21 protein-coding genes are annotated in these 25,926 nt (G+C 67.1%); 12 read left to right on the top strand and 9 right to left on the bottom strand.

Annotated features, from left to right (window positions below; translation table 11 throughout):
• Positions 1-15: 15 nt before the first annotated feature.
• The 3 genes from pbpC to clpS form a co-directional block, all read right to left on the bottom strand.
• Positions 16-2,238 carry a penicillin-binding protein 1C gene (gene pbpC / locus IAG39_RS12420; protein WP_118932829.1) on the bottom strand — a complete coding sequence of 741 codons (2,223 nt, stop codon included), beginning with the start codon at positions 2,236-2,238 and terminating at the stop codon, positions 16-18.
• On the bottom strand, positions 2,235-7,430 hold the full coding sequence (locus IAG39_RS12415; RefSeq protein WP_118932828.1) for an alpha-2-macroglobulin family protein: 5,196 nt from the start codon (positions 7,428-7,430) through the stop codon (positions 2,235-2,237). The genes pbpC and IAG39_RS12415 overlap by 4 nt, the downstream gene beginning before the upstream one ends.
• Before the next feature lie 164 nt (positions 7,431-7,594).
• On the bottom strand, positions 7,595-7,909 hold the full coding sequence (gene clpS / locus IAG39_RS12410; protein WP_006383989.1) for an ATP-dependent Clp protease adapter ClpS: 315 nt from the start codon (positions 7,907-7,909) through the stop codon (positions 7,595-7,597).
• Positions 7,910-8,134: 225 nt separating this feature from the next.
• On the opposite strand from clpS, the gene IAG39_RS12405 reads away from it, so the two are divergent.
• Both IAG39_RS12405 and IAG39_RS12400 read left to right on the top strand, forming a co-directional pair.
• Complete coding sequence (locus IAG39_RS12405) at positions 8,135-8,380, top strand: cold-shock protein (protein WP_006220277.1); 246 nt, start codon at positions 8,135-8,137, stop codon at positions 8,378-8,380.
• Positions 8,381-8,472: 92 nt separating this feature from the next.
• Positions 8,473-8,988 (top strand): DUF192 domain-containing protein, encoded by a 516-nt coding sequence (locus IAG39_RS12400; protein WP_059379877.1) that lies wholly within the window; start codon positions 8,473-8,475, stop codon positions 8,986-8,988.
• Positions 8,989-9,075: 87 nt separating this feature from the next.
• Here the strand turns inward: IAG39_RS12400 and pcaF are convergent, their stop codons facing one another.
• The 5 genes from pcaF to xseA form a co-directional block, all read right to left on the bottom strand.
• Complete coding sequence (gene pcaF, locus IAG39_RS12395; protein WP_059379878.1) at positions 9,076-10,281, bottom strand: 3-oxoadipyl-CoA thiolase; 1,206 nt, start codon at positions 10,279-10,281, stop codon at positions 9,076-9,078.
• Between the two features lie 174 nt (positions 10,282-10,455).
• Positions 10,456-11,850: a chloride channel protein gene (locus tag IAG39_RS12390; protein WP_059379879.1), complete on the bottom strand. Its 1,395-nt coding sequence runs from the start codon at positions 11,848-11,850 to the stop codon at positions 10,456-10,458.
• Positions 11,851-11,921: 71 nt separating this feature from the next.
• Positions 11,922-13,613, bottom strand: a complete 1,692-nt coding sequence (locus IAG39_RS12385; protein WP_059379880.1) for a methyl-accepting chemotaxis protein — start codon at positions 13,611-13,613, stop codon at positions 11,922-11,924.
• 283 nt (positions 13,614-13,896) lie between these two features.
• The gene (gene sodB / locus IAG39_RS12380; protein WP_013394768.1) at positions 13,897-14,475 is read right to left on the bottom strand and encodes a superoxide dismutase [Fe]; all 579 of its coding nucleotides are present in this window, start codon (positions 14,473-14,475) and stop codon (positions 13,897-13,899) included.
• Positions 14,476-14,641: 166 nt separating this feature from the next.
• Positions 14,642-16,009, bottom strand: a complete 1,368-nt coding sequence (gene xseA / locus IAG39_RS12375; RefSeq protein WP_118932827.1) for an exodeoxyribonuclease VII large subunit — start codon at positions 16,007-16,009, stop codon at positions 14,642-14,644.
• A 351-nt stretch (positions 16,010-16,360) separates the two neighbouring features.
• On the opposite strand from xseA, the gene IAG39_RS12370 reads away from it, so the two are divergent.
• From IAG39_RS12370 to rpsT, 10 genes are all read left to right on the top strand, one after another.
• Complete coding sequence (locus tag IAG39_RS12370; RefSeq protein WP_059379882.1) at positions 16,361-16,984, top strand: MotA/TolQ/ExbB proton channel family protein; 624 nt, start codon at positions 16,361-16,363, stop codon at positions 16,982-16,984.
• A complete protein-coding gene (locus IAG39_RS12365) occupies positions 16,981-17,394 on the top strand; it encodes an ExbD/TolR family protein (protein ID WP_059379883.1) in 414 nt (137 codons plus the stop codon). The genes IAG39_RS12370 and IAG39_RS12365 overlap by 4 nt, the downstream gene beginning before the upstream one ends.
• A complete protein-coding gene (gene lpxK, locus IAG39_RS12360; RefSeq protein ID WP_118932826.1) occupies positions 17,391-18,431 on the top strand; it encodes a tetraacyldisaccharide 4'-kinase in 1,041 nt (346 codons plus the stop codon). Before IAG39_RS12365 ends, lpxK begins: the two co-directional genes overlap by 4 nt.
• A gap of 64 nt (positions 18,432-18,495) precedes the next feature.
• Positions 18,496-18,678, top strand: coding sequence for a Trm112 family protein (locus IAG39_RS12355; RefSeq protein WP_059379885.1), 183 nt, complete (start codon positions 18,496-18,498; stop codon positions 18,676-18,678).
• A 10-nt stretch (positions 18,679-18,688) separates the two neighbouring features.
• Entirely contained in the window at positions 18,689-19,453 is a 765-nt protein-coding gene (gene kdsB, locus IAG39_RS12350; protein WP_059379886.1) for a 3-deoxy-manno-octulosonate cytidylyltransferase, read from the top strand.
• Positions 19,454-19,544: 91 nt separating this feature from the next.
• Positions 19,545-20,201: an adenylate kinase gene (gene adk / locus IAG39_RS12345; RefSeq protein WP_059379887.1), complete on the top strand. Its 657-nt coding sequence runs from the start codon at positions 19,545-19,547 to the stop codon at positions 20,199-20,201.
• A 133-nt stretch (positions 20,202-20,334) separates the two neighbouring features.
• Entirely contained in the window at positions 20,335-21,093 is a 759-nt protein-coding gene (locus IAG39_RS12340; RefSeq protein WP_059379888.1) for a 3-hydroxyacyl-CoA dehydrogenase, read from the top strand.
• A gap of 433 nt (positions 21,094-21,526) precedes the next feature.
• Positions 21,527-23,086 (top strand): murein biosynthesis integral membrane protein MurJ, encoded by a 1,560-nt coding sequence (gene murJ, locus IAG39_RS12335; RefSeq protein ID WP_059379889.1) that lies wholly within the window; start codon positions 21,527-21,529, stop codon positions 23,084-23,086.
• Between the two features lie 191 nt (positions 23,087-23,277).
• Positions 23,278-24,246 carry a FecR domain-containing protein gene (locus IAG39_RS12330; RefSeq protein ID WP_059379890.1) on the top strand — a complete coding sequence of 323 codons (969 nt, stop codon included), beginning with the start codon at positions 23,278-23,280 and terminating at the stop codon, positions 24,244-24,246.
• Between the two features lie 258 nt (positions 24,247-24,504).
• Positions 24,505-24,768, top strand: a complete 264-nt coding sequence (gene rpsT / locus IAG39_RS12325) for a 30S ribosomal protein S20 (RefSeq protein ID WP_006396042.1) — start codon at positions 24,505-24,507, stop codon at positions 24,766-24,768.
• A 150-nt stretch (positions 24,769-24,918) separates the two neighbouring features.
• On the opposite strand, the gene IAG39_RS12320 is transcribed toward rpsT, so the two are convergent.
• Positions 24,919-25,827, bottom strand: coding sequence for a LysR family transcriptional regulator (locus tag IAG39_RS12320; RefSeq protein WP_118932824.1), 909 nt, complete (start codon positions 25,825-25,827; stop codon positions 24,919-24,921).
• Positions 25,828-25,926: the final 99 nt, after the last annotated feature.

The following is a 25,926-nucleotide window of genomic DNA, read 5'->3' as shown; positions in this document are numbered from 1 at the left end:
CATATTCTATGCCGATCATGGCGTAACGCCAGAGATTTCAAAAACCACTCTGTCGTGACGGCCTTGCGCATCCATGACGGTAAGCGTATACCGGCCGTCCATGGCCAACACTAATTTAAACGGATGACCCGACGCGCCGTGACCAACCACGCGCCCGTCCAGCATCCACCATACTTCGCCTTCTGTTCCCTGCACATCCACATCCAGCGCCACTTCGCGCCCGCCCGGCACGGGCCGCAGCACCGAGCCGCTGGCCACGCCGCCCAGACGCAGCGGTCCGCGCGAGGCATCGGCGTAGCCGGCAAAGGACGGCGGCGCCGTTTCATTCAGCACCCAGGCCGCGCGCTGCTCCGGACATTCGCCGGACGGCACGCTGCCGAGCTTGTAACCCAGGGGCCAGCATGTCACCGCGGCCTGCACCGTTTCGGGCCTGACGCGGACCTGCTGAGCGCCTTCGGGCAAGGCCGCCACGATATCCTGCAGTAGCGGCGCAGCCACGTTTGCCCCGAAAAATCCGGGGTTGGGCGTACCATCCGGACGGCCGACCCAGACGCCCATCGTCCACCTGTCGGTCACTCCAACGGCCCAGGCGTCGCGGAATCCGAAACTGGTCCCGGTTTTCCAGGCCAGTTGCCGCGCCGGACTGCCCGACTGGTAGAACGGCCGGTCAGGATGGCCGCCGCTCTCCAGAATGTCACGGACGATCCAGGCCGCCCCAGGGCTCATCATACGGGACTCGACCCGCGGCTGCTCCGGCCGCAGCCGGGGCCGCCCGGAGACGCCCCCGCGGGCCAGGGCCCGGTAAGCGCCCACCAGTTCTTCCAATGTGGTGCCGCCCCCGCCCAAAATCAAGCTCAAATTCGGTTCCGCGCCCGCGGGCAAACGTAACCGCACCCCGCCGGCCAGCATGACCGAGGCAAAACTGCTGGGCCCGACGCGATCCAGCAGGTCCACCGCCGGCACGTTGAGCGAACGCTGCAGGGCCTGCGCCACGCTGATCGGGCCGGCGAACGCGGCCTGGAAATTGCCCGGCGCGTAGCCGCCGAACGACATCGGCGCGTCGATCAGCAGGCTTTCGGAGTGGATCAGGCCTTCGTCCAGCGCCTGCGCGTACAGAAAGGGTTTGAGCGTGGAGCCCGGCGAACGCACGCCGCGCACCATATCCACGTGGGCGGCCCGGCTTTCGTCGGAGAAGTCGGCGGAGCCGGCATAGGCCTTGACCTCCAGCGTATCGTTGTCCATCACCAACACGGCCATCGATACCTTGGGCGGCAGGCCGTCCACCCGGTCCTGCAGCATGCGCTCCACCGCCGCCTGCATGTCCGCGTCCAGGGTGGACGTGACCACGGCGGGCCGCTCGCCCGGGCGCCGGCCGGCCTTGCGCTGGCTGCCCGCTTCCTGCAGCAGGCGCTGCGCGGCCAGGGGCGCCAGCCAGCGCGCCCGCAGCGGCGGCGCAACCACGTTCTCGATCTTGGCGTCGGCCACCTCGGCCGGGGTCCAGCGGCCCAGTTCGACCATGCGGTCCAGCACCTTGTCGCGCGCGGCCTGCGCGGCCTCGGGATGACGGTCCGGCCGCAGGCGCGACGGCGCCTGCGGCAAGGCGGTCAGCATCGCCGCCTCCGCCGGGCTCAGGTCGCGCGCCGGCTTGCCCAGCCACAGGCGCGAGCCCATCTCCACGCCTTCGACGATGCCGCCCATGGGCGCGTGGGTCAGGTACAGCGACAGGATCTCGTCCTTGCTGTAGTGCATTTCCAGCTGGATGGCGCGCCAGGCCTGCCGCAGCTTCGCCGACATCGAGCGCGAGGGCTTGCCGGCCAGTTCCGGATCGATCAACCGCGCAACCTGCATGGTCAGGGTGGAGCCGCCCGACACGATACGGCGGTTGGTGGCCCACTGCCAGCCGGCGCGCGCCATCGCCACCGGGTTGACGCCCGGGTGCCAGTAGAACCAGCGGTCCTCGTAGGTCAGTAGCGTTTCCAGATAGCGTTCGGACACCTGGTCGGGTTTGACCGGATAGCGCCAGATGCCGTCGCGGCTGGGATAGTTGCGCAGCGGCGTGCCGTCCGCGGCCACGACCACGGCGGCGCCGCCCGAATCCACGGGCGGCAAGGGATAGAGGCGGTCCAGCGTGAATAACAACGCGGCCAGCGCAAACAACGCGCTGGCCGCGAAGATTCCGCGCCGCCGCCAGCGGCGGGCGCGCGAGGCGCCCGCCACGGGGGTGGCGGCGGGGGTCAAGGACGCTTGGCGCCGCGGTCGCGGATCTCTACCGTGCTCCATTGCTCGCCTACGCCCCGGATTTCAGGCCGGTACATATCTTCGGCCACCGTCGACGGCACCGCGTAGCGGCCCGGCGTCACGACGCGCACCAGATAGAACACGTCCACCTTGCCGCGGCCCAGCGACACCGCGGCCACATAGCGGTCGTCGCGGAACTCGCGGTGCTTGATGTTGGGATCGGACATGGCTTCGGCCACGCGGCGTCCGCCGATCGTCCATTCCTGCATCTCGGGGCTTTGCGACAGGTTCAGGTTTTCGACTTCAAAACCCGCCGGCACGCGGTCCACCAGCAAGCCATCCGGAATGTTCTGGTTGGCGCTGGCCTGCACCCACACCACCAGCATATCGCCGGTCTGCAGGCTGCCGCCATCCCACGGACGGCCGTCCGGACGGTACCAGCCGCGCTTGAGCTGGATCACGTCGTTGCGCGGCGCGGGCGCGGTGGTCGGGCTGCCCTGGATGTCGTATTCGACGAACAGGGACTGGTTGCCGGTGTTCAGCAGCTGCGCGCCGGCCAGGTCGGCCGCCGACAGCGACACGGTCTGGTCGCTGGTGCCGCCGGCGAGCGCCTTGGTGGAACCGTTGACGGTCAGCGTGGCGGACCAGGGCGTGGCCTTGTCGCCGCCCAGGGCACGGGCGGCCAGCAACAGCGACATCTGTTCCTGCGTCGACAGGTACGAACGGTTGCCCAGGCGGCTGGCCAACTGCGTCAGCAGGTTGTCCAGGCGCTCGTGGCGCAGCTCGTACTTGTCGGCGATCGCAAAGGCCAGCGCGTAGTCGCGCACGCCGCTGCCGTAGTCGCCCAGCCATTCGTCGTAATAGCCGGAGTTGCGGCGGTTGTTGAGACCGTACTCGCGCGCCACGGCCTGGTCGAGCGCGCTCTTCATGCGCCCTTCGTCGCCCATGAGCTTGAACGCAGCCGCCAGCTGGATCAGCGGCAGCGGCGAACGCGCGCGCTCCTGGTAGTTGTCGTACAGCTGGCGCACCGTGGACAGCGGCGCCTTCTTGTCGCGCGCCAGCGCCAGCGCGGCAGTGGCCAGGCCGGCGAAGCGGCGGTGGTCCTCACGCAGGATGTTGGCGTCGCTGGAATCGTAGCGTCCGGATTCGACGCCGCGCTTCAGGTTGGCCGACCAGGTGCCGAATGCGCCGGAACTCTGCTGCACCTGCTCCAGCAGCCACTGGCGCGAACGGTCCAGCGAGGCCTCGGGCACTTCGAAACCGTTGTCGCGGGCGTCCTGCATGAAGCCGACGGCGTAGGCCGTCAGCCACACGTCGCGCGAGGACGAACTGCTCCACAGGTTGTACGAACCGACGGCATTGCGCATGCCCGCCAGGCGGCCGATCGCGCCGGCCACCTTGGCGTCGCGCTCGGCCTTGGTACGCGGCTTGAGGCCGAACTGCTTGGCCGCGGCCTCATCCAGCATGACCCACGGCAGGGTCGCGCTGATGGTCTGCTCGGTGCAGCCGTAGGGATAGTTGAGCAGCCCTTCGACCAGGCGGTTGACGTTGATCGGCGGACGGTTCGAAACCGTCATGCTGACCGTGGTCGAGTCCGGATAGTAGGAAGCGATCCACGACGCCTGCGGCGCGTTGGCTTCGCCCGGATTCAGGCGCAGGCGGCGCACCTGGCGCTCGGCCGCGTAGGCCGGTTGCACCTGCAGCACGGATTCGCGCACGATGCGCACGGGCTTGCCGCCGCCCTGCCCGTCGACGGTCAGGCGCATCAGGCCCAGGCCGTACGAACCGGTGGTGGTGGCGGTGAAGCGCAACGTGGTGCGCTGCTTGTCCTTCAAGGTCACGGTCTTGACGCCGTCGACGATGGCCAGCGGGTCCAGCGCTTCCAGCTTGACCGTCACCTTCTGTTCGGCGCCGCTCAGGTTGGTCACGTCCAGCGCGATCGCTGCCTGGTCGCCCGGAGTAATGAAGCGCGGCGTGTTCAGCTCGGCCACGATGGGCGCCGCCACCACCATTTCGGTGTCGGTGCTGCCGTAGTTGTCGGGCGTGAAGGCCACCGCCATCAGGCGCAGCGTGCCGTTGAAGTCGGGCAGGTCCAGCGGGATGTCCGCCTCGCCCTGCTCGTTCAGCTTGACCGGACCGGAGAACAGGTCCACCAGCTTGACCTTCTTGGGCAGGCTCTTGCTGTCGCCGCGCATGGCGGCGTCGCCGCCCCACTTCAGCTTGCCCTTGGTGCCGTCCATTTTCTCGATCAGCTTGCCGTACATGTCCAGCAATTCGGGCGCGTAGCGGTGCTTGCCGAAGAAGTAGTCCAGCGGGTCGGGCGTCTTGTACTGATTGATATTGAGGATGCCCACGTCCACCGCCGACAGGGTCACGGTGGCCTGCTTGCCCGAAGCGCCGTCGACCTTGACGCGCACGGTCGCCTTGGTCTCGGGCACCGCCTTGGGCGGCGCCGTCAGCTTCACGTCCAGCTTGCGGTCGGCGCTGGCGATGGGCAGGAAGGTCAGGCCCAGCGCGCGCGCCGGCGTCACGCGGTCGCCCTCGCTGCCGGGACGGAACACGGCGGCTGCAATGTACAGGTCGTGGCGCTTCCAGCTCTTGTCGACCGGAATCTCGACCTGCGTGCCGGTCGCTTTCACGGCCACCCAGGTGGACCACAGCATGCGGTCGCCTTCCACGGTGATGAGCGCCTGGCCGTCATGCGGCGGCGTCAGAGTCAGCTTGACCGTGTCGCCCGGCTTGGCCGGCACGCCTTCGAGCTTCATCTGCACGCGGTCGGGACGATTGCCCATGGCGTCGGAGTCCTGCGCGTTCCAGCCCGCATAGAAGCGGTAGCGCAGGGTCTGGCCGGTTTCGGGATCGGCGATTTCCAGGCGATAGCGGCCCCACTTCACGGGCACGGTCAGCTGGGAGCGGTCGTTCAGCGCGATCTCGCGCGAATCCAGCAATTCCTCGGTTTCGGTGTAGCCGCTGTTCCAGCCGCGCTGGTCGTCGAAACGCCAGTAGTACTGGCGATCTTCGCGGTACAGACGCATCTGCGCCTGCGCCAGCGGCGCAATCTTGCCCTGCGCGTCGACGCGCAGCACTTCAAAACCGGCGGGCGCGCCTTCGCGGGCCACGTCGCCGTCGAATTGCGGACGCACGGCGATCAGGCGGTCGGCGGGCCAGACGCTGCGCTCGATCGAACGCACCACCGGACGGCCGCCGGATTCCAGCAGGCTGGCCGACACCCTCACCTTCATCGGCGAACGCGTGCCGCCGGTGCGCGGATCGACCTCGAGCTGGCCGCGGCCCTTGTCGTCCAGGGCCGTTTCGGGCAGTTCCTCGAAATGGCGGCGGGCATCGTCGGCAACGTCGCCGAAGATGAAGCCAGGCCATTGCTGGGGCAGCGCAAAACGGTCGCGCTTGACCTGGAAGCTGGACAGCAGGCGGTTGCCGGCGGCGGGCGCGCCGTAGAGATAATCGCCCTGCACGTCCACGGTCAGCGTTTCCTCCGGCGACAGCACCTCCTGGTCGGAGGTCAGCGCCATCTTCATGCGCTCGGGCAGGAATTCCTCGACCTGGAACTTCCAGGACGCGTCCGGCGCGCGCGACGCGGGGTCCACGCGCAATTCCAGCAGCCACGTGCCGGTCTGCGCGTCCAGCGGCAGATCGATGCTGCGCTCGAGATAGCCGGGCAGATCCTTTTGGGGTTGCCACAAGGTGCTCAGCACCGTACGGCCGTCGGGGCGCTTGATGGTGGCGGTCAGGGGCGACGGCGCCAGCATGCGGCCGTCCAGGTCGCGCGGCAGGACCGAGACGTTGAAGGTTTCGCCGGGGCGGTACAGGTTGCGGCCGGCGTAGACGAACAGGTTGTTGGGGCGGGAAACATGGCCGCCGGTGTCGAATTCGGACAGGTCCAGGGCGGGTTCGCCCAGGGCCAGCACCGTCATTTCCTTGTCGCGCGAGGCGCGGATGACGCGCGCATTGGCGAAACTGCCGTCAAAGCGGACATGGCCCTGGCCGTCGGCCGCGGCCTTGGCCAGCGACTTGCCTGCGCCGTCCACCAGTTCGAACACGGCGCCCGAGATGGCGGTGCCACTCTTCAGGGATACCGAATAGGCTTCGATGCGGTCGCTGTAGCGGCGTGCGTGCAGGCCGATGTCGCTGACGTAGAAATACGTCACCTGGTACTCGTAGCGGAAACGGCCGGGCTGGCTCATCACCGCGATGTAGATGCCGGGCTCCTGGAGTTCCTTGATGCCTTCGACCGGCAGGAACGTGACATGGCGGCGGTTGGGCTTGTCGTCGGTAACGAAACGGCCTTGATAGACGCTGGTCGTCAGCGAGTTCAGGCGGTCCAGGTCCCAGTTGCTGACCGAGCCCTTCAGGCTGCGGTTGTCGGAATAGCGCCAGTTGTCCTCTTCGTCGCCGCTGTCTTCCTCTTCTCCGGAGCCGGTGCTGCGGCCGATGCCCAGCACGGTGTCGAACAGTTCAGGCACGCGCTCAGGCGATACGCGCAGGAACTGCACGTCCACTTCGGAGACGTTCACCGTGGCCACGGGCAGGCCGCCATTCTGGCCGGCCGGCAGCACCACGCCGCGGCTGGCGAAATAGAACGACGGCGGCATGGCCTGCGTGTTCACCTCGCAATTCGACGCTTCCGCCAGCTTGATGCCGCCCGCGCCGGGCAGCCCGGCACGCACGGAGATCGCGTAGGAACGCTGCGGTTGCACGTAGGGGAAATAGACCATGCGGGGGTTGTCGCCCACCACCCAGTTGCCCTTCAGGATTTTGCCCTTGGGCGCCGAGTCGCCCGGCCGGACCGAGGCGGGCTGGTCGCCGTTGCTGGCGGCCGATTCGCTGTCCTTGTCGGAAGCCGAGCCCGTGTCCGTCACTTGCAGATAGCTGTCCAGGTCGGACTTGGCGTCCACCGGCTGCGTGAAGGTCACCGCCAGCGCCAGCGTATCGTTGTACTGGCGCGGCTGGCAGGAAAGCGCGGCAAACGGGTCGGCCGCGCCGACCACCGCGCTGGCGGGCAATGCCGGCTTGGCATCGCCGCCACCCGCCGTGGCCGCAGGCTGCGACACGACGGCTGGCGCCGGATTGGCGGGCTGACGCTCCTTGCCCATCCACCAGCCCACGCCGATGGCGCCGGCCAATACAACGACCCCGGCTGTCGCCAGCCAGGCCTTGCTTATCTTTCCACTCACGGTAAATCTCCCGCTTACTCAAATGCAGACGCACCGCTCCTAAGCGGCGGAGCTGCCGACCTGATCATTCCGCGCGCTTCTCGGGTACGCGGATACTGCCTATCAAAACAAAATAACCGGACAACACAACGCCGCCATGACAGGCGGCGCATTGATTCTGGGGTTCAGACGGGTTCCATCACGCATTGCAGGGGGTGCTGGCGCGCCCGCGCGTATTGGGCCACTTGCGCAATGCGCGTGGCGGCGAGGTCCCGGGGATAAACCCCGCATACACCACGCCCTTCGTGATGCACCTGCAACATGATCCTCGTAGCCTCTTCGTGATTCTTATTGAAGAACTTTTGCAGTACTTTCACGACGAACTCCATTGGGGTGTAGTCGTCGTTCAGCAGCAGGACCTGGTACATCGGAGGCGGCGCGGCGCGCGCCGGAGCCTTCTCGACGGCCAAATCATGCTGGGTATCCAAGGTAGAACTCATAGGGCCGCTATTCTATTTAAACGGGGGACGGCTAGCGTGTAACTTACGGAAAATTACACGTAGAAATGCGTAGTTTCCATACTTGACGCCGCAAAGAAAAGCGGCGCATTATCCACGCATTCTGGGGTTTTCAAAGCACCGAAAATCTGCCAGGAAGCCGGAGGGGGGACAGGGGTCTAGGCCGCGATGCCCTTCGTCAACATACGATTCAATGAGGCAGTCCGCATGTCTGATACGACCGCAACCGCCGTCCAAGGGGACAATCCCAAATCGACGGGCACCGTCAAATGGTTCAACGATGCAAAGGGGTTCGGCTTCATTACGCCCGACGACGGCGGTGAAGATCTGTTCGCCCATTTTTCGTCCATCCAGATGAATGGTTTTAAAACCCTGAAAGAAGGCCAGAAAGTGGCCTTCGAGATTATTCAGGGGCCCAAAGGCAAACAGGCGCTTAATATCACGGCTGCCTGAGTTACCCTTAAAGCGCAACGGTAAGGTTGCGCCATTATTCAGGCGGGGCTTTCGGGCCCCGCCTTGTTATTTTTCATTCATTGCGCCAGGTCATGCCCAAGAACGCCGTTTTAAATCCTGTCAGCCTCACGTTGTTCAAGACAGCGTTCTTCAGAAACCTCCTGCCGAAAGCCCTGGCTCCCGCCCTGGCAGCCATCGCAATGGCGCTGCCCGCAGCGGCCGGCGCGCAGCAGACAGGCCCGCAAGCCCCGCTACCCACCACCCAGCTTTCGGCCGGCATCCATATTATCCGCGCAGAAGTCGCGAACACGGAAGCGACCCGCCGCGACGGCCTGATGTTCCGCAAGGAGCTGCCCGGCAACGACGGCATGCTGTTCGTCTTCGAACAGCCCGACGTGCAGTGCTTCTGGATGCGCAACACCATCCTGCCGCTCTCGATTGCCTTTATCGCCGACGATGGCACGATCGTCAACATTGAGGACATGGCGCCACAGACCGAAGACCCGCACTGCGCCAAGAAGCCCGTGCGCTACGCATTGGAGATGGCTCAGGGCTGGTTCGAACGGCACGGCATCCAGGCCGGCAAGAAACTGGACGGCCTGCCCTGAGGCAAGCCTGCCGGCAGACATGAAAAGGGAGCCTTGCAGGCTCCCTTTTCGTTCCAGCGCGCAGCGTAGCCGCTGCGCGCCAGGCGATTACACGCGTTCGATGATCAGCGCGATGCCCTGGCCCACGCCGATGCACATGGTGCACAGCGCGTAGCGGCCGCCGGTGCGGTGCAGCTGATTGATTGCGGTGGTGGCCAGGCGTGCGCCGCTGGCGCCCAGCGGGTGGCCCAGGGCGATCGCGCCGCCGTTGGGGTTCACGCGCGGGTCGTTGTCGGCGATGCCCAGCTGGCGCAGCACGGCCAGGCCCTGGGCGGCAAACGCCTCGTTCAGTTCGATGACGTCCATTTGCGCAAGCGTGAGGCCGGTCTGGGCCAGCACCTTCAGCGTGGCGGGCGCCGGGCCGATGCCCATGATGCGCGGCGCGACGCCGGCCGTGGCCATGCCGACCACGCGGGCGCGCGGGGTCAGGCCATGGCGGGCGGCGCCCTTTTCGTCGGCCAGCAGCAGCGCTGCGGCGCCGTCGTTGACGCCCGAGGCGTTGCCGGCGGTGACGGTGCCGCCTTCGCGGACCACGCCCTTCAGCTTGGCCAGCGCTTCCAGCGTGGTTTCACGCGGGTGCTCGTCCTTGCTGACGATGATCGGGTCGCCCTTTTTCTGGGCAATCGACACCGGCACGATCTCGGCGTCGAAGAAGCCTTCCTTCTGTGCGCGCGCGGTCTTCTGCTGGCTGGCCAGCGCGAACAGATCTTGGTCTTCGCGGTTGATCTTGAAATCGTCGGCGACGTTCTCGGCCGTTTCGGGCATCGAGTCCACGCCGTATTGCGCCTTCATCAGCTTGTTGATGAAGCGCCAGCCGATGGTGGTGTCATAGATGGCGGCGTTGCGCGAAAACGCGCTGTCGGCCTTGCCCATGACGAAGGGCGCGCGGCTCATGCTTTCCACGCCGCCGGCCAGCATCAGGCCGGCTTCGCCGGCGCGGATGGCGCGGGCGGCGCCGCCGATGGCGTCCAGGCCCGAACCGCACAGGCGGTTGACGGTGGCGCCGGGGACTTCGATCGGCAGGCCGGCCAACAGCGTGGCCATGCGGGCCACGTTGCGGTTGTCTTCGCCCGCCTGGTTGGCACAACCCATGATGGCGTCGTCCAGTTCTTCCCAGCGCACGCCGGGATTGCGCGCCACCAGCGCCTTGATGGCTACGGCAGCGAGATCATCGGGGCGCACGGAAGCCAGCGCGCCGCCGTAGCGGCCGAAGGGGGTGCGGATCGCATCACAAATGAAAGCATGCACGGTCATGGGAAGCTCGAAGTCAGTGAGAAAAAATCCGGATCGGCCGATCTTAACGCAGCGCTTTCGCGCCAAGTTGGTGCGCACGCGGGATGTCCGCTGCACGGACAGTGTCCAACGGCTGTTCACCACGCTGGTGCGCGCCGCGTGCACCGCGGCAAGGCGCGGACCCGGCCTGCGGACTCACGCCGCAGGCGGCCTGGCGGCACGCCCGGCGTCGACGATGGCCTGCCTGCGGAAACGCCCGGCGGCCATGTGATAGAACGGTTGCGGGCAGAATTGGCGCGACACGCCCGAGGCCAGCAGGGAACCCACCAGCAGCCAGAACAGCATGGGCTGGCTGCCCGTCATTTCCATGACCACCACGCTGGCGGTCAGTGGCGCCTGGGTCGCGGCCGCCAGGAAGGCGGCCATCGAAATCAGCACCAGCACGCGGTGGTCCACGCCCTCTCCCGCCAATTGCCAGATGTGATGGCCGATGCCCGCCCCGGTGGTCAGGGCCGGCGTGAAGATGCCGCCCGGTATGCCCGCCCAATAGGAGGCGACCGTCGCGGCCAGCTTGGCCAGGCCGAAGCTGGCGGGCGCGGTGTCCTTGCCCGACAACAGATCCGCGGCCACGCCATACCCCGTGCCGTAGACGCTGCCGGCAGTAGCCAGCCCGATCACGGCCAGGATCAGGCCCATGATGAAGGCCGTCCAGATCGGATGGGCGCGGATCCAGGCGCGCCAGGACTGGGGCGCGCTGCCGGCCGCCCCCTTGCCCAGCAGGCGCGCGAATATGCCGCCCAGCGCGCCATTGAGCGCCGCGCAGATGGCCACCCACATCACCATGCCATGGGTCAGCGGCGCGCCGCCGAACACGCCGAAGTACGGGTTGTTGCCCACCACGGCCACGACCAGGAAGCCCGAGGCCAGCACGCCGATCAGCACCAGCCGTTGCCAGCGCAGCACGGTGCCGCGCCCGAGTTCCTCGATGGCGAAAATGACGCCGGCCAGCGGCGCGTTGAAAGCGGCGGCCAGGCCGCCCGCGGCGCCGGCGGCGATCAGTTCATTGGCGTGAAAGCCGCGCAACTGCACGCCGCGCCGTTTCCAGAAGTCGCCCCAGGCCAGCATCAGCGCGGCGCCAACCTGGACCGACGGCCCTTCGCGGCCGATCGAGGCGCCGGCCAGCATGCCGCCGAACGCGAGAGGAATTTTCCAGAGGGTCTGCCCCAGCGCCACCAGGCTGTTCTGGCTGGCGCCCGGCGGCAGCGACAAGGCGCCGATGACCTGGGGAATGCCGCTGCCGGACGCATTGGGCGCAAAGCGCAGGGTCAGCCAGCGCAAGGCCGCCAGGCTCAGCGGCAGGACCAGCAAGGCCAGCCAGCCGTTGTAGGCGACCCACTCGCGGTTCCATTCCAGCGCCTTGTCGGCCAGATAGGCGAAGCCCAGCGACATCAGCGCCACCAGGCCGGCGCCCCCCAGCAGCAGCCCCATCTGCACGCTCTTGCGCGACAGGCGGTTGATCTGGCGCACCTTGCGATGCGCCCATCGGCGCGGGCCGGCCAGCAGCCGGCGTAGGGGGTCGGGCAGGTTCATGGGCGAAGCCGGCGCGGTTGAAGGTGGCTAACCTTACCACTCCCACCTGACCGGCAGCCCACAGCGCGGGATCAGAAGGTCGACCAGTCGTCGTCCGAGGCCTGCGCCAGCGCGGGACGCGCCGCGGGCGCGGCCGTCTTGCGCGGCGCGGCGGGCACCGCCTGCACCAGACGGACCTGGGCTTCGCGCGCCGATCCGCCGCCTGCTTCGACCTTGAAGCGGCGCACTTCCTGGGCCAGGCGGGTGGCCTGTTCCTGCATGCTGGCCGCCGCGGCGGCCGCCTCTTCCACCAATGCCGCGTTCTGCTGGGTCACGGTGTCCATCTGCGCCACGGCCTGGTTGACCTGGCCGATGCCGGCGGATTGCTCTTCCGAAGCGCTGGCGATTTCGCGCACCAGCGTGGCGACCTGGCGCACGCTGTCCACCACTTCGCGCATGGTGCGGCCAGCTTCGTCGACCTGGCGCGTGCCGCCCTCGACGCGCGTGACCGACTCATCGATCAAGGCCTTGATCTCCTTCGCGGCCACCGCCGAGCGCTGCGCCAGCGTGCGCACCTCGCCCGCGACCACCGCGAAGCCGCGGCCCTGCTCGCCCGCGCGCGCCGCTTCCACGGCGGCGTTGAGCGCCAGGATGTTGGTCTGGAAGGCGATGCCGTCGATCACGCCCGTGATGTCGGCGATGCGGCGCGAGCTGTCGGAAATCGCGCTCATGGTCTGGACCACGCCCTCCACCACTTCGCCGCCGCGCACGGCCACGCTGGAAGCCTGGTTGACCAGGCGGTCAGCTTCGCTGGCGTTGTTGGCGTTCTGCTGGACGGTGCTGGTCAGTTGCTCCATCGAGGCCGCGGTCTCCTCCAGCGACGAGGCCTGTTCCTCGGTGCGTTGCGACAGATCGGCGTTGCCCTGGGCGATCTGCGAAGACGCCGAGGCGATGCTCTCACAGCCATCGCGCACGTCCTTGACGATGCGCGCGAGGCTCGCGTTCATGGTCTTGAGCGCGCCCATCAGGTCACCGGTTTCGTCGCGCGTGGCAACCTGGATGTCGGTCGTCAGATCGCCGGCCGCGACCTGGCGCGCGGCCATCACGGCCTGTTCCAGCGGACGCACGATGCCGCGCGTCACCAGCCAGCCCAGCAGCATGCCGATCGCGACGCCGGCCACGGCGAGGACGATCATGACGGCGCGCAGCGTTTCATACAGGTCCGTGCCCGCCTGCACGCTTTGCGCCGCGACGTTTTCCTTGGCCTTCGCCAGGGTCGTCATCAGATCATCCAGCTTTTGCGACGAGGCGATCACGCGCGCCTCGATCGCGGCCACTTGCGGGTCGGCCTGGGTCAGCGGCCGGGCCTGGGCGGCGGCGAAGAAAGCGGCGGATTCGCGCTTCCAGACCTGCTCGGTCTCGGTGAACTGTGCCAGCAGGCGCTTGCCCTCTTCCGAATAGAAGTTGGCGGCGGCCTTTTCGCGCAAGTCGTCCATGGTTGCAACGGCGTCGTCGAACTGCTTGCGCAGCGACTGGCGTTCCTGGTCCGTGGACGCGGCCAGGTAGCCCGTGCGGGCGCGGCCAGCGTAGATCAGATTGATGTTGGCTTCCTTGATGTCCGATATGCCGCGCAGCTCGGTGTCGTAAAGCCGGTCATTCATTTCATTGATGCGCGCCAGGCCCCAGACCCCAAAGCCTCCTATCGCACCGCCTATCACCGCCACCAGCAAAAACGCGCCCGACAGGCGCGCGCCGATGCGCAAACCCGAAAATAACCGCAACATGCTTCCCTTCCCTGTAAGTACCACGGTTTATCGCGGGCATGCCGCGGCCGTGGACCCCGTGGTTCAGTCGCCGACCGGGGCCAACGATAGTGGTTGGCAAACCTAGGGATTACCCGGAAGAAAAGCCGGTTTGTTCGTTATTTCCCCGCAATGAATTCGACAATCGACAGGGATTTCGCAGGCTGAATTTTTCCTGAACAAAAAAAGAAAACCCCACGCTTGCGCGAGGGGTTGCTCAGCAGGAGCCGCGACGCTGACGCCGCGGCGGGTCTGGCTTTGCCTATCAGGCGAAGTTCTTGGCCGCGAATTCCCAGTTCACCAGCGCCCAGAAGTTTTCCAGGTACTTGGGACGGGCGTTGCGGTAGTCGATGTAGTAGGCGTGTTCCCACACATCACAGGTGAGCAGCGGCTTGTCGGCCGTGGTCAGCGGGGTGGCGGCGTTGCTGGTGTTGACGATGTCGACCGAGCCGTCGGCCTTCTTGACCAGCCAGGTCCAGCCCGAACCGAAGTTGCCGGCGGCCGACTTGTTGAAGGCTTCCTTGAAAGCGTCGAAGCTGCCCCACTTGGCGTTGATGGCGTCAGCCAGCTTGCCGGTCGGAGCGCCACCGGCCTTGGGAGCCAGGCTGTTCCAGTAGAACGTGTGGTTCCAGATCTGGGCGGCGTTGTTGAAAATGCCACCCGAGGACTTCTTGACGATGTCTTCCAGCGACAGCGTTTCGAATTCCGTACCCGGGATCAGGTTGTTCAGGTTCGTGACGTAGGTCTGGTGATGCTTGCCGTAGTGGAACTCCAGCGTTTCCTTGGAGATGTGCGGAGCCAGTGCGTCCAGTTCGTAAGGCAGGGGGGGAAGAGTATGTGCCATGTGAGGTTCCTTCTGTTGAGTGCACGATCAAGCCGTTCAATTGTATCGGCAACTACTGAGGATACCGCGTTAACCCCCCGCCCGCGCGGGGTTAAGGGACGCATCTGCTCATTACCTGAAGCATGTGCTCATGGCAGCGGCCTCAAGGGCGCGCGACCGCCCTCTTTCAGGAAGCCTCGCGCGTCTCGCGGCTGCGCGTGACCGCGACTTCGGCGCCGCCTTGCGCGAAGCTCAGGTCCAGCGCCTGCCCCGCCGTCAGCGCGGCCCCGTCCCGCACGATACGGCCTTGTTCGTCGCGCGCGATGGCGTAGCCGCGGGCCAGCGTGTTGCCCGGATCCAGCGCGCGCAATTGCGCCGTGGCAGACGCCAGCCGGTTGCGCCGCTGCACCAGCAACCGCGCATGCGCCTGGCCAAGCTGGCGCGCCGCGCCCGCCAGGCGGTCGGCGGCGCGGCCGGTATCGGGCACGCGATGCGCCAGGCGCTGCGTCAGCAGGTTGACGCGCGCCGCGCGCCGCTCCTGGGGTCCGGACCAGGCGGTCGCCAGACGGAAGCGCAGGCTGTTCAGGCGCTCGCGCTGATGCTCCAGGCGCTGGGCCGGGGACACCAATTGCGCGGCGGCGCGGTCCAGCCGCTGCGCCGCGCGTTCCAGGCGGCGCTGCTGGCCGCGCGTCATGGCCTCTGCCGCCTGCATGACCCGGCCCAGCAGTTCCGAGCGCGGCACGCAGGCCAGTTCGGCGGCCGCGGTCGGTGTGGGCGCACGCACGTCGGCAACGAAATCGACGATGGTGAAATCCGTTTCGTGCCCCACCCCGCTGATGACGGGAATGGCGCTGGCCGCGACTTCGCGGGCCAAGGCTTCGTCGTTGAAACTCCAAAGATCCTCGATGCTGCCGCCGCCACGCACCAGCAGCAGCGTATCGACCTCGGCGCGCTGGTTGGCCATGCGCACCTGGGCGGCCAGCCGCCCGGCGGCGTCCGCCCCCTGGACCGGCGCCGGGTAGATGAACACGGGCACCTGGGGCGCGCGCCGCGCGAGCGCCGACAGCACGTCCCGCAGCGCCGCGGCATGCAGGGACGTCACCACGCCGATCGCCCGCGGCAGGCGCACGGGTTCGCGCTTGGCGGCCGGATCGAACAGGCCTTCGGAGGCCAGTTGCTCCTTCAGGCGCAAAAACGCCTCGTACAGATTGCCTAGTCCGGCCCGCCGCATGGCGTCAGCCTGCAGTTGATAGTCGCCGCGAGGCTCGTAAAGGGACACGCGGGCCCGGATTTCGACCTGGTCGCCGGCGCGCGGCGTGAAACCCACCGCACTGGCGCGGCTTCTGAACATGACTGCCCGCACCGAGGCCCGGCTGTCCTTGAGCGTGAAGTACCAATGCCCGGAAGCCGCCGCCGTGAAGTTGGAAATCTCTCCGCGCACCCACAGCGCCGGGATGCTGCGCTCCAACAACTGCCCCACAGCTTGATTCAGCTGGGCAACCGTCAGGATATCCCGCGCGAATACGTTGTTTGTGACTGTAGATTCAATTGTCATGGGGCTTTCCGATGCATACCTGTCCACAGGAGCCGCGTAGCGGGCCGCAATCATACCGCGTCCCAGCAGATTTCCCCCAACCGGCCCGAAAGCCAGCAAATTAGAACCAAGTCATTGTTTTTTATAAGAATTTATTGAAATCCAAGCTGCTCGAAATTGAAGCAAACAAGTGCAAGCCCTGTGCCCACAAGCAATTCCGGGAAGTTTTGCACAGAATTATCCACAAGATCTGTGGATAGATTGGGGGTCGTACCGACTTGCCACACCCCCGCCGCACCGTTACAGTTTCGGCTTGATCAGATGCCGGTCCGCGCCGCCTTGCGTACCGGTTCCCCCCGGGAGTTGAACGCTTTGCTTTCCATACTGCGCGAGGCCGGCTGGCCGATCTGGCCCCTGCTGGCGACATCCGTCCTGGGCCTGGCGCTGATCTTCGAGCGCTTCCTCTCCCTGCGCCGCGGCCTGGTCATGCCGCGCGGCCTGAGCGACCAAGTGGCTGAAATGCTGCGCAACCGCCAGGACACGCCCGACGCGATCAACCGCCTCGAGCGCAACTCGCCGCTGGGCCGGATCCTGGCCGAAGTGATGCGTCACCGTCATCTGCCGCGCGAGGAACTGCGCAACGTGGTCGAGGACACCGGCCGCGCCGTGGCCCACGACCTCAGCCGCTACATCTCCGCCATCGGCACCATCGCCGTGGTCGCGCCCCTGATGGGTCTGTTCGGCACCGTGGTCGGCATGATCGAGATCTTCGGCTCCTACACCCCCGGCGGCGGCGATCCCGCGCAACTGGCGCGCGGCATCTCGATGGCGCTGTACAACACCGGCTTCGGCATCCTCATCGCCATTCCCGCCATGATCGCGCACCGCTATCTGCGCGGCCGCGTGGACGGCTACCTCAGCGCCATGGAGCAGACCGCGTCGCGCCTGGTGCGCGCGGTCGCCCCCGGCTCCGCCACGCGCGAGGGCCGTTCATGAATTTCCGCGGCCCCCGCGGCGAGCGCGATGAGCTGGACATCAACCTGATTCCGCTCATCGACGTGCTGCTGGTCATCCTGATCTTCCTGGCGGCAACCACTTCCTTCGCGCGCTTCACCCAGCTGAAGGTGACGCTGCCCCAGGCCTCGATGGAACAGGACACGCCTCCGGCGCTGGAAGTCGCCGTCAGCCAGGACGGGCGCTACGCGCTCAACGGCACGCTCATCGACGTCTCCACGCCCCCCGAGATCGCCGAGGTCCTGCGCCAAGCCGCGGCCGGCAAGACCGAACCACTGGTCGTCATCAACGCCGACGCTCAGGCCACCCACCAGTCCGTGATCAACGTCATGGAAGCCGCCCGGCTGGCTGGCATCGGCCGCGTCAACTTCGCCGCGCAGACCACCCGGTGACCGCCAAGCGTGCCTCGACGCTGCTGGCGCGCCAATGGCAGCGCGGCGGCTGGCTCTCCAATCTGCTGCTGCCGCTGTCCAGGCTGACCGCCTGGGAAGTGGCGCGCAAGCGCCAGCGCTACCTGGACGGTACCCGCAGCTCGTACCGCGCCCCGGTTCCCGTCGTGGTGATCGGCAACGTCTACGTCGGCGGCACGGGCAAGACCCCCATGGTCATCGCCACCGTCGAAGCGTTGCGGGCCCGCGGCTACACCCCCGGGGTCGTCAGCCGCGGCTACGGCGTCAAGGTCGGCCCGCACGCCCGCGTAGGGCTGGGCGAGCTCGAAGCCGCCCGCTTTGGCGATGAGCCCGCGCTGATCGCCCGCGCCACCGGGGCGCCGGTTTCCGTGCACCCGAAGCGCGCCCTGGCCGCCCAGGCCCTGCTGCAGGCGCACCCCAAAGTGGATGTGATCGTCTCGGACGACGGCCTGCAGCATCTGGCGCTGGCACGCGATGTCGAAATCGTGGTGCAGGACGAGCGCGGCGTGGGCAACGGCCGCCTGCTGCCCGCGGGCCCCTTGCGCGAGCCTGCCGAACGGTTGCGGGAGGTCGACGTGGTCGTGACGAACATCGGCACGCCTGACGGCCAGCCGCAAGCCGCTGGCAGCGGCCGGCCGCGGCAAGTCCGCATGTGGCTGGAGCCGGGCGATACGCGCCAGGTCTCGGGCCGCGGCACGCGCCCCCTGGCGGCCTTCGCCGGCCAGCCGCGCATCGCTGCGGCGGCGGGCATCGGCAATCCGGAACGCTTTTTCACCACGCTGCGCGGCGCCGGCATCCAGCTGGAAACCGCGCTCGCCCTGCCCGATCATCACGATTACGCCGAGTCGCCCTTCCAGGCGCTCACGGCCGAGGCCATCCTGGTCACGTCCAAGGACGCGATCAAATGCGCCGCCCTGGACGATCCGCGCCTGTGGGAAGTGCCCGTGCGCGCCGGCTTTTCCGACCCCCAGCTATTCGACTGGCTGGCGCAGGCGCTGCGCCAGCCGGCCCGGGCCTAGCAAACCGTCCGCCTGGTAGCGCCGCGCGGCCCGGCCCCCGGCAAACTGCTTTAGAATTCCGGTCATGGAATCCCGCCTACTCGACATCCTCGTCTGCCCGCTGTGCAAGGGCCGCCTCGAACACGACCGGCAGCAAGCCGAACTGGTTTGCCGTGCCGACCGCCTGGCCTTCCCTGTGCGCGACGGCATCCCCGTCATGCTGGAATCGGAAGCCCGCGCGCTGGACGACGCCCCCGCTGCCCACTGAACCGCCGCGCATGAGCTTCATCGCCCTGATCCCGGCGCGCACCGCCTCGACCCGGTTGCCCGACAAGCCGCTGGCCGACATCGCCGGCAAGCCCATGGTCGTGCGCACCGCCGAACGCGCGGCGCTGTCCGGCGCCTCCCGCGTCTATGTGGCCACCGACGACGTCCGCGTGCAACAGGCGGCGCAGGCGCACGGGCTGCAGGCGCTGATGACCCGCGCCGACCACCCGACCGGCACCGACCGCCTGGCCGAAGCCGTGGAGCAGCTGGGCCTGCCCGACGACGCCATCGTGGTCAATGTGCAGGGCGACGAACCCCTTATCGAACCCGAACTCATCGATGCCGTGGCGGCCAAGCTGCAAGCCAGCCCCGAGGCAGACATCGCGACCTGCGCCTGTCCCCTGGCCAACGCCGAAGCGCTGTTCAACCCCAACGTGGTGAAGCTGGTCTGCGCCGTGAACGACCGCGCGCTGTACTTTTCACGCGCCCCGATCCCCTGGGCCCGCGATGCGCTCGCCTCCGGCGAACGCGTGCTGGCGGAAGGCCTGCCGGCCTGGCACCACATCGGCCTGTACGCGTACCGGGTGTCGTTCCTGCGCCGCTATCCGGCCCTGCCGCAGGGCGCGCTGGAACGTTTCGAATCCCTGGAACAGCTGCGCGCCATGGAACACGGCCACGTCATCGTCGTCCATCGGGCGTCCCACCCTCCTGCCGCAGGCGTAGATACCCCGGCGGATCTGGAACGCGTCCGACAGGTCTACAGCAAGCAGATATAAGGGTTATTTCCTATGGCGCGGCTCCGCATCGGCTGCTGCATTGCGGCATAATTCCCCGGATCACAAAAAATACACCCCTTCAGGAGCACTCATGCGTCTCATCTTGCTCGGACCTCCCGGCGCCGGCAAAGGCACCCAGGCCGCGTTTCTCACCCAACACTTCGGCATCCCCCAGATTTCCACCGGCGACATGCTGCGCGCCGCGGTCAAAGCGGGCACGCCGTTGGGCATTGAAGCCAAAAAGGTCATGGATGCCGGCGGTCTGGTTTCCGACGAGATCATCATCGGCCTGGTGCAGGACCGTCTGAAGCAGCCCGACTGCGCCAACGGCTACCTGTTCGACGGCTTCCCCCGCACCATCCCGCAGGCGGACGCGCTCAAGAGCGCCGGCGTCAAGCTGGATTACGTGGTGGAAATCGAAGTCCCCGAAGAAGACATCATCGAACGCATGAGCGGCCGCCGCGTGCACCAGCCCAGCGGCCGCAGCTACCACGTGCGCTTCAACCCGCCCAAGGTCGAAGGCCGTGACGACGTCACCGGCGAAGAACTGATCCAGCGCGACGACGACCGCGAGGAAACCGTGCGCAACCGTCTGGCCGTGTACCGCGACCAGACCCGCCCCCTGGTCGACTACTACTCGTCCTGGGCGCAGCAGAATCCCGCCGACGCGCCGAAGTACCGCAAGATCTCCGGCGTCGGCGCGGTCGAGGAAATCAAGGCGCGCCTGTTCGCAGCCGTCCAAGGCTGATCGGCGCCTCGATGGCTCACAGGCCTTCGGCGCCGGCACCGGAACGCATCGCGTCCGGCCGGCCCCGAAGGCCTAGTCATATCCGGCGCCTGCCGCGCCGCTTTCATCCCTAGAACTCACTGGTGGTAGACACATGGAAATCGCGAACAAGGTATTCATCGTCACGGGCGGCGCGTCCGGACTGGGCGCCGGCACGGTGCGCATGCTGGTCGAAAATGGCGCCAAGGTCGTCATCGCCGACGTGCAGGACGAACCGGGCTCGGCCCTGGCCAAGGAACTGGGCCAGCGCTATGTCCACTGCGACGTGACCCAGGAAGCCGACGGCAAGAACGCCGTGGCCGCCGCGCTCGAACTGGGCTCGCTGTTCGGCCTGGTGAACTGCGCCGGCGTCGCGCCCGCCGCCAAGATCGTGGGCAAGAACGGCGCGCATCCGCTGGAACTGTTCCAGAAGGTCGTGTCGATCAACCTGATCGGCAGCTTCAACATGATGCGCCTGGCCGCCGAGGCCATGAGCGCCAACGCGCCCGAACCCACCGGCGAACGCGGCGTGCTGATCAACACCGCCTCCGTCGCGGCCTTCGACGGCCAGATCGGCCAGGCCGCCTACGCCGCCTCCAAGGCGGGCGTGGCCGGCATGACCCTGCCCATCGCGCGCGACCTGTCCAAGACCGGCATCCGCTGCATGACCATCGCCCCGGGCATCTTCGGCACGCCCATGATCTTCGGCATGCCGCAGGAAGTGCAGGACTCGCTGGCCGCCAGCATTCCCTTCCCCGCCCGCCTGGGCCGTCCGGAAGACTATGCCAAGCTGGTCCACAGCATCGTCACGAACGACATGCTCAACGGCGAAACCATCCGCCTGGATGGCGCCATCCGCATGCCGCCGAAATAATGCCCCCACGCTTCGCCCGCTACGCGGGCTCTCTGCCCCCCGAGGGGGCCGCTTTTCCCTTGGGACGGCCCGGCGGGAAAATGAAGCCCCCACGCTTCGCCCGCTACGCGGGCTCTCTGCCCCCCGAGGGGGCCGCTTTTCCCTTGGGACGGCCCGGCGGGAAAATGAAGCCCCCACGCTTCGCCCGCTGCGCGGGCTCTCTGCCCCCCAAGGGGGCCGCTTTTCCCTTGGGACGGCCCGGCGGGAAAATGAAGCCCCCACGCTTCGCCCGCTACGCGGGCTCTCTGCCCCCCAAGGGGGCCCTTTTCCCCTTGGGGCGGCCCAAGGGGAAAAGACGCTCCGGCGTAGAGAAAAAGCGTTGGGCGAAGCGTTGTCCCACTCAAGGGGCAATGTTGGTCATGGGGCCTATAGGCCCCTTTTTACGTAGTCATCCATGAGCCTGTTTCGTTCGGCGGCCACGGTCAGCAGCTTCACCCTGCTGTCCCGCATTTCCGGCCTGATCCGCGACATCCTGGTGGCCCGCGCTTTCGGCGCCGGCCCCATCACCGACGCCTTCTGGGTCGCTTTCCGCATTCCCAACCTGCTGCGCCGCCTGTTCGCCGAAGGGGCCTTCGCCCAGGCCTTCGTGCCCATCCTGGGCGCCGCGCGCAACAACCGGTCCGAAGCCGAAGTCCGCACCCTGCTGGACCGCGTGGCGCTGCTGCTGACCGCGGCGCTCATGCTCATCACGCTCATCGGCATCGTCGCCGCGCCCTGGGTGGTATCGGCCATGGCCAGCGGCCTGCGCGGCGCCGCCCGCGACACCGAATTCGGCGCGGCGGTCTGGATGACGCGGGTGATGTTCCCCTACATCTTCTGCATGTCGCTGATCGCCTTCGCCTCGGGCGTGCTCAATACCTGGCGGCGCTTTGCCGTGCCGGCCTTCACGCCGGTGCTGCTCAACCTGGCCATGATCGCCGCCTGCATCTGGCTTGCCCCGCGCATGGACGTGCCGGTCTATGCGCTGGCCATCGGCGTCATGATCGGCGGCGTGGCGCAACTGGCCGTGCAATGGATCGCCCTGGCCCGGCTCGGCCTGACGCCGCGCTTCACCCTGCGGTTCCGCGAGGCCTGGGGCGACCCCACGGTGCAGCGCATCCTCAAGCAGATGGCGCCCGCCACCCTGGGGGTCTCGGTCGCGCAGATCTCGCTCTTGATCAACACCAACATCGCCACCTGGCTCACGCCGGGCAGCGTCACCTGGCTGTCCTTCGCCGACCGCCTGATGGAATTCCCCACGGCGCTGCTGGGCGTGGCGCTGGGCACGGTGCTGCTGCCCAGCCTGTCCGCGGCCCATGCCCGCGACGACCACGGCGGTTACAGCGGGCTGCTGGACTGGGGCCTGCGCCTGGTGCTGCTGCTGGGCCTGCCGGCGGCGGTAGGCATGGCGCTGCTGTCCGATGGCCTGGTCGCTACCCTGTTCCACTACGGCGCCTTCGCCGCCCAGGACGTGAGCCAGACCCGCCTGGCGGTGATTTCCTACTCCGCCGGGCTGATCGGCCTGCTGGCCGTGAAGATCCTGGCGCCCGGCTTCTACGCCAAGCAGGACATCCGCACGCCGGTGAAAATCGCCATCGGCGTGCTGATCATGACGCAACTGATGAACCTGGTGCTGGTGCCGCTGATGGCGCATGCCGGACTGGCCCTGGCGATCGGCCTGGGCGCCTGCCTGAACGCGCTGGCCCTGCTGATCGGACTGCGCCGCCGCGGCGTCTACCAGCCCGGTCCCGGCTGGACCGCGTTCGCGCTGCGCCTCCTGCCCGCCCTGGCGGCGCTGGCGGCCTTGCTTTGGTATGCGGACGGGCGCATCGACTGGATCGCCCTGCAGGCCCATTCCTGGCAGCGGGTGGCCTGGCTGGCCGGCGTGCTGGCAGCCAGCGGCGCGGTCTACTTCGGAATGTTGTTACTGTTTGGCTTCCGCCCTAGGGACTTTGGCCGACGTCCGGCGCGCTAAGTTCGGACAATCTGCCTATATACACGTCAAAAGCCGGTCTAGTACCGGCTTTTTTGCATTAGATTCGTCAAGAATTGACAATCAGCCGGTAATCTTTGGTAAAAAACCTTTATTATTTACAAATTGCCATCGAAAGGATCCCCCTTGAAGCACTGCGGGGACATGAAGTGAAGTACGCCCAAGGACAACCCATGGCGGACCAGGTAATCAATTGGCTGCTGTTATTGCGCTCCGGCAAGGCGACCGCCCAGGACTATAACGACTTCCTGGCGTGGCGCGCTGCCGACCCAGCCCACGAAAATGCCTGGCAGCAGCTGACCGGCTCGCTGGAAGGATCGACGTTCGGCCGGCTTGGCGACGCCTATCCCGCCGGTTACGCCACCGCTGGCCCCGCCATCCCGCCTCTCGCGGCCCCTCTCGGCCCCGCCATTGCGCCCCCTCGCCGCCGTTTCTTGGCCGGCGCGCTGGCGCTCGCCGGCACCGGAGCCTGCGCCGCCTACGTCGGCAATGCCTTCTATCCCCTGGGCAACGTCGCGGCGGATGCCGCCACCGCCACGGGCGAACGCCGCCGCTACGTGCTGTCCGACGGCAGCCAGCTGCTGCTGGACGCCCGCAGCCGCGTCAACCTGGACTTCACGCCTGCCTACCGCCAGGTCCGCCTGCTGGACGGCGCCGTGACGGTGTCCGTGGCGCCCGACGCGCGCCGCCCTTTCCTGGTCCAGACCGCGGAAGGCACGGTCCGCGCACTGGGCACCCGCTACATGGTGCGCCAGCAAGCCCAGCGCACCCTGGTGGTGGTGCATGAGCACGAGGTCGAGGTCGAAACCATGTCCGGCGCCCACGGCACCGTCCGCGCCGGCACCGGCGCCCGGTTCGACGCGGCCCGCATGGATACCCCGCGCGCCGAACTCATGGCCGAGGCCGCCTGGGAAGCCGGTTGGGTCGAAGCCCGCGGCCGCCCGCTGGCCGAAGTGATCGCCGCCCTGCGTCCCTACCGCAGCGGCACGCTGCGCGTGTCCATGGCCGCAGGCGGCCTGCCGGTATCCGGCCACTTCCCGCTGGATGACACCGATGCCGCGCTCGATACGCTGCGCGAAATCATGCCCATCCACGTCCGCCGCTTCACGCCCTGGTTCGTCTCCATCAGCGTCGCCACCTGACAACGCCGGCGTCCGCGCCGTGTCGCCAGAGCGGCTTCGTTGTATACTAAGCACGGTGTTTTTATCCAGTAGGCGCCACGGGTTTTCCTCAAACACATGAGGACCATCCGCAAGGGCTTTCCAGCCCAGGGAATTCCTCCCGCAGCGCCCCCGCCCGGTTGACGGGCGCTCCATCGGCTGATCAAACATTAAAAGCTTGCATTCCCGTAGGGACTTGCTACAATGTTCGACTTTGCCGAATTCAACTTATATAGCAACATGGCCAATACCGCCCAAGCCCGCAAGCGCGCTCGCCAATCCGTTGAGCGCAACAAGCACAATTCCAGCCTGCGCTCGATGCTGCGCACCGCCATCAAGCGCGTTCGCCAATCCATCGCCGCTGGCGACAAGGCTGCGGCTGGCGAAGTGTTCCAGAAGGCCTCCAGCGTGATCGATCGCGTGGCTGACAAGAACATCATCCACAAGAACAAGGCCGCTCGCCACAAGAGCCGCCTGGCTGCCGCCATCAAGGCGCTGGCCTAAGCCATTCTGCCGCCCTGTTTTCAGGGCGTCACGAATACGGCAAATGAAAAAGGATGCCCTTGGGCATCCTTTTTTGCATTTCCGCCCACCGCAAAGCCTCTAGTTTCCTGCGCCCACATCCATTCTTTGGACGCCCCGCTCCCGACGCAGCTACAGCCGCGCCGCGATCCGCTCGGCGAAGAAATCGATGAATGCGCGCACCCGGGCAACCTCTGCCGAACGGGGCGGCCATAGCAGCGAAACGCTGCCCCGGTTTTCCGTGTAGTCCTCGAGCACCGGCCGCAGCCGGCCCGCCGCCACGTCTTCCTTTACCAGGTAACTGGGCACCTGCACGATCCCCAACCCGCCGATCGCCGCGGACGCCAGGGCCTCGCCATCATTCAATATGCTGGACGGCTTGAACGTCCTGCCCGACGGCTCTCCCTTGAAGGCCCAGGTTTCCGTCCTGCCCGTAGTTGGAAACCGATAGTGGATGCAGCAATGCTCACTGAGATCCGCGGGCGTGCGCGGCGTGCCGCGCTGGGCCAGATAAGCAGGCGAAGCGCAAGTCGTGAACGCATGCGGGCCGATGTTGCGGGCCTGCAGTCTTGAATCCTCCAGCTCGCCCAAGCGCAATACGAGGTCGTATCCGTCCTCGATCACGTCGACGATCAGGTCGTCCAGGTTGATGTCCACCATCACCTCGGGAAAGCGCAAGTGGAAGTCGCTGAGCGCCGGCAACACGATCCTGCGGCCCATCACCGTGGGAACGCTAACCTTGAGCCGGCCCCGCGGCGCGTTCTGCACCAGCTGCAATTCCCGCTCCGCCTCCTGGAGATCCTTCAGGATCTTGCTGACATAGCGGTACAGAACCTCGCCTTCGCCCGTCGGCCCCAAAGAGCGGGTACTGCGATGCAACAACCGCACGCCCAGCTTTAGCTCCAGCCTTTCCACCGCCTTGCCCGCCGCTGAAGCGGACAAACCCAGCTTGCGCCCGGCCGCGGCAAAACTGCCGGACTCCACCGTGGCCGCGAAGGCCACCATTCCACTGAACGATTCGATCGAAAAGGTTCCGGACATATGTTCGCGACTCTAAAGACCGACACCCGTCTTCTGCCGGCGGCGGTACCGATGAATGATGCACCCAAATGGATGGCGAGCTGAACGCTGGCTCCAGCT

Origin of the sequence: Achromobacter xylosoxidans (assembly GCF_014490035.1) — a bacterium.
Taxonomy (GTDB): domain Bacteria; phylum Pseudomonadota; class Gammaproteobacteria; order Burkholderiales; family Burkholderiaceae_B; genus Achromobacter; species Achromobacter bronchisepticus_A.
The sequence above is the reverse complement of the archived record's forward strand: the minus strand, read 5'-3'. Positions and strand labels throughout refer to the sequence as shown.

Bases quoted from the DNA above. Each gene is read 5' to 3' on its own strand.
- clpS (WP_006383989.1), bottom strand. From the start codon at position 7,909: ATGAGTTCTACCTTGGATACCCAGCATGATTTGGCCGTCGAGAAGGCT.
- IAG39_RS12405 (WP_006220277.1), top strand. From the start codon at position 8,135: ATGTCTGATACGACCGCAACCGCCGTCCAAGGGGACAATCCCAAATCG.
- IAG39_RS12400 (WP_059379877.1), top strand. From the start codon at position 8,473: ATGCCCAAGAACGCCGTTTTAAATCCTGTCAGCCTCACGTTGTTCAAG.
- pcaF (WP_059379878.1), bottom strand. From the start codon at position 10,281: ATGACCGTGCATGCTTTCATTTGTGATGCGATCCGCACCCCCTTCGGC.
- IAG39_RS12390 (WP_059379879.1), bottom strand. From the start codon at position 11,850: ATGAACCTGCCCGACCCCCTACGCCGGCTGCTGGCCGGCCCGCGCCGA.
- IAG39_RS12385 (WP_059379880.1), bottom strand. From the start codon at position 13,613: ATGTTGCGGTTATTTTCGGGTTTGCGCATCGGCGCGCGCCTGTCGGGC.
- sodB (WP_013394768.1), bottom strand. From the start codon at position 14,475: ATGGCACATACTCTTCCCCCCCTGCCTTACGAACTGGACGCACTGGCT.
- xseA (WP_118932827.1), bottom strand. From the start codon at position 16,009: ATGACAATTGAATCTACAGTCACAAACAACGTATTCGCGCGGGATATC.
- IAG39_RS12365 (WP_059379883.1), top strand. From the start codon at position 16,981: ATGAATTTCCGCGGCCCCCGCGGCGAGCGCGATGAGCTGGACATCAAC.
- IAG39_RS12355 (WP_059379885.1), top strand. From the start codon at position 18,496: ATGGAATCCCGCCTACTCGACATCCTCGTCTGCCCGCTGTGCAAGGGC.
- kdsB (WP_059379886.1), top strand. From the start codon at position 18,689: ATGAGCTTCATCGCCCTGATCCCGGCGCGCACCGCCTCGACCCGGTTG.
- adk (WP_059379887.1), top strand. From the start codon at position 19,545: ATGCGTCTCATCTTGCTCGGACCTCCCGGCGCCGGCAAAGGCACCCAG.
- IAG39_RS12340 (WP_059379888.1), top strand. From the start codon at position 20,335: ATGGAAATCGCGAACAAGGTATTCATCGTCACGGGCGGCGCGTCCGGA.
- murJ (WP_059379889.1), top strand. From the start codon at position 21,527: ATGAGCCTGTTTCGTTCGGCGGCCACGGTCAGCAGCTTCACCCTGCTG.
- IAG39_RS12330 (WP_059379890.1), top strand. From the start codon at position 23,278: ATGGCGGACCAGGTAATCAATTGGCTGCTGTTATTGCGCTCCGGCAAG.
- rpsT (WP_006396042.1), top strand. From the start codon at position 24,505: ATGGCCAATACCGCCCAAGCCCGCAAGCGCGCTCGCCAATCCGTTGAG.
- IAG39_RS12320 (WP_118932824.1), bottom strand. From the start codon at position 25,827: ATGTCCGGAACCTTTTCGATCGAATCGTTCAGTGGAATGGTGGCCTTC.